This is a genomic window from Halorubrum sp. AJ67, assembly GCF_000513435.1.
In genome coordinates, this window is sequence record NZ_CBVY010000003.1 from 205,295 (window position 1) to 208,355 (window position 3,061).

Sequence of the window (3,061 nt, forward strand, 5' to 3'; positions counted from 1 at the left end):
CCTATCCCTGNGTGCCTTGCCTCCACGACGTAGGGGTCGAGTCGTCGGGACCGTCACGGTGTCCATCTCGGCCACCCGATCGGCGAACGCCTCGAACGCGTCCCGCTCGTCGAGGACGCGCCGTCGCTCTCCTCGGCAGGCGGCCTCGGCGTCGCGGACGTACGCGAACGCGAGCAGCGCGATCACCCCGCCGAACGCCACCGCCGCGACGACCTCCGGTTCGGTTACGACCGCGCTCAGTTCACACCAGGCGTTCGAACACCCGGCCGCCGTCACCTCCTGATCGGGTATCTGAAAGACCGCCGTCGAGCCCGTATGTACACTCATCGCGTTTGTTAACACGTTACACGCACAAATCTCTTTGGTCCGCCGCTCGGCGTCCGGCGCGAGAGATCGAATTCCGTCGGGTTCGGACGGAGGTTCGGATAAGGGTCCGGCTTGGGCCTCGGTTCGGTCGGGGCCTCGGTTCGAGTCTCGGTTCGGCCCGGAGTCAGCGTATTCGAGGCGGAGCCTCCGGCCTCAAGGAGCGAGCGGAGCGAGTGAGTAGGCCGGAGAGGAAGCCGACAATCCTGCCACATCCCACGAACTGTTGCCGTCCTTTCTCCCAACGTTGATAAATCACCGGGCACACATCTGACGTATGGAAGTGCGGCGAACTGTCCCGGTCAAACTCGACGTGGACAGCGACGACGCCGCACTTCTGCGCGAAACAGTAGACGAGTTTCTGTGGGCCGCCAACTACGTCGTAGACCACGCTTGGCAGGGCGAATATAAGACGGCCAGCAAGGCTCAATTACAGGAGGAAACCTACGACGAGGTACGCCATCAGACACGCTTACACGCGAACCTCGTCCAGAACGCCCGCAACAAGGCCGCCGACGCCGTACAGAGCGTCGTCGCCCGCTGGAAACAGGGCGAGTACGCGGGCAAACCGCACTTCTCGACCCCGACCGCTGTGTACGACAAGCGGTGTGCGACCTTCCACGACGAGTACGTGTCGCTGGCAACCGTGGACGGACGCATCGAAGTTGACTACGTACTCCCTGACCCGGAGCGGGACACGCCTCACAGTCGGTATCTCGATCATAACGACTACGAGGTGACGGGCGCGGAACTCCACCACAAGTGGGGCGAGTGGTTCCTTCATCTCCGAACAAAGGCGGAGTTGGAGTCTGACACGCCGGAACAGGCAACGACTGGGCACAGCACAGTCCTCGGCGTTGACCTCGGCGTGAACCAACTTGCGGTCACTTCGACAGGCACATTTTGGAGCGGCGACGAGTTTGACCACTGGCGGCGCGAGTACGAGAAGCGGCGGGCATCACTCCAACAGTGCGGAAGTCGTCACGCCCACGAGAACATACAGGCAGTCGAGCGGAAGGAGACGGGGCGGTTCAAGATGACACTCCACGGGATTGCCAACGGCATCATTGAGGAAGCCACCGAGAACGGGTGTACGGTTATCGTCCTTGAGGAGTTGACTGGCATCCGTGACAGAGTTCCCGAAGCGGCGTGGGGGCACAAGTGGGCCTTCGAGCGGCTGTACGAGTACGTTGAGTACAAGGCCGAACCACGCGGTATTACGGTTGGACGAGTGGAGCCGGAGAACACGTCTCGTCGGTGTTCAACGTGTGGCTTCACGCACCCAGACAACCGCAACGGTGAGGAGTTTGAGTGCCTGAAGTACAACTACAAAAACCACGCCGACTACAACGCGGCGAAGAACATCGGTCTGCGGTATCTCCGCCGTAACCAAACTGGGGACGGCGGAGGCGCACCCGTAGGCGTGCGCTTGAATCGCGGGATGTTGAACGCGAACGGAGAATTTGAACCTCCTGCCGGAGATTCCGGCCAGAGCGGGAGTCCACGCGAAAGCCCCACCCTCAACGAAGCGAACGGCGAAGCCGTGAGCGAGTAGGGTGGGGTAGTTTACTTGCGGACGCCGTCGTCGGTGATCACGGTATCGATCATGCCGATCGGGGTGGCGTCGTAGCTGGGGTTCTCGATTTCCACGTCCTCGACCGGCTCGCGCATCACCTCGACGGCGTCGCGGAACTCGTTTTCGAACCGGAACTCCTCGATGGTCTTCGCGCCCGAGCCGACCGCGGTGACGGGGACGCCGAGTTCGCGGGCGGTGACGACGAGCGGGAACGTCCCGATCCGGTTGTAGTAGGTCCCGCCGGTGATACAGGTGATCCCGAGGAGGACGCGGTCGCAGTCGCGGAGGGCGTACCCCATCGCGCTGTCGACGACCATCCGCGTCTCGACGCGGGACATCCCGGCGAGGACGCGCGCGGTCTTGCGGCCGAGGGTCCGCGGGCGCGCCTCGGTGACGTAGACGGTCAGGTGCGCGCCGTCGCGCGCGGCGTTCTCGATGGCCTCCAGCACGGTCGTCGAGTAGTCGTGGACTAAGAGCGTGTCACCGTCCTCGATGTGTTCGGCCGCGTTGGCGGCCGCCTCGCCCTTCGCGGTCTCGATGTCGTCGACGACGCGGGCGATCACGTCCTCCAAGAGCTGTTTCGCGCCTTCGACGCTCGTCGCCTCGCCGACGATGGAACGCTCGACCTCGCGCATCGCGTTGTGGAGCGCGGCGTGGGAGGGGTTCGACCGGCGCAACACGCCCGCGTTGTGTTCGAGATCGCGCTCGAACTCGTCGACGGCCACGTACTCGCGGTCGAGCAGGTCCGCGAGCGACCGCGTCGCCTTCACGGCCACCGCCGACGTGCTGTGGGTCCGCATCGCCCGGATCTCGGCGACGGTCTCGTCGATCATGCCCGAACGGTCGACCGCGCCGGTAAAAGGGGTTCCGGGGACGGACGCGTTCTCGGTCGAGGCTCGCCCGACGGTCGAGACCGCTCTCAGTCGGATCTGATCTCAGTCAAATCCGATCTCAGTCAAGTCCGATCCGGTCGACCGCGCGCGGAAGACACCCCTCTCCCGGCTCCAGATACGAGTAGTGGTCCGCGACCAGGTCCGTGACCTCGACGTTCGCGTAGCCGTCCGGCGCGGTCGCGGCGTCCGGGTGCCCCCCCGTGACCGACCGCGCGGGTCCGGTCGGAGG

General features: G+C 64.5%; 2 protein-coding genes and 2 pseudogenes. 1 reads left to right on the plus strand and 3 read right to left on the minus strand.

The annotated features are described in order from the left end of the window. Positions 1-327 (minus strand): annotated as a pseudogene (locus tag BN903_RS04580) (hypothetical protein); the annotation flags it as partial. A 313-nt stretch (positions 328-640) separates the two neighbouring features. On the opposite strand from BN903_RS04580, the gene BN903_RS04585 reads away from it, so the two are divergent. Beyond that, positions 641-1,918: an RNA-guided endonuclease TnpB family protein gene (locus BN903_RS04585; RefSeq protein WP_048076594.1), complete on the plus strand. Its 1,278-nt coding sequence runs from the start codon at positions 641-643 to the stop codon at positions 1,916-1,918. 11 nt (positions 1,919-1,929) lie between these two features. Here the strand turns inward: BN903_RS04585 and BN903_RS04590 are convergent, their stop codons facing one another. Beyond that, complete coding sequence (locus BN903_RS04590) at positions 1,930-2,772, minus strand: translation initiation factor eIF-2B (protein WP_048076595.1); 843 nt, start codon at positions 2,770-2,772, stop codon at positions 1,930-1,932. Positions 2,773-2,890: 118 nt separating this feature from the next. Beyond that, a pseudogene (locus BN903_RS17925) lies at positions 2,891-3,061 on the minus strand (DUF726 domain-containing protein); the annotation flags it as partial.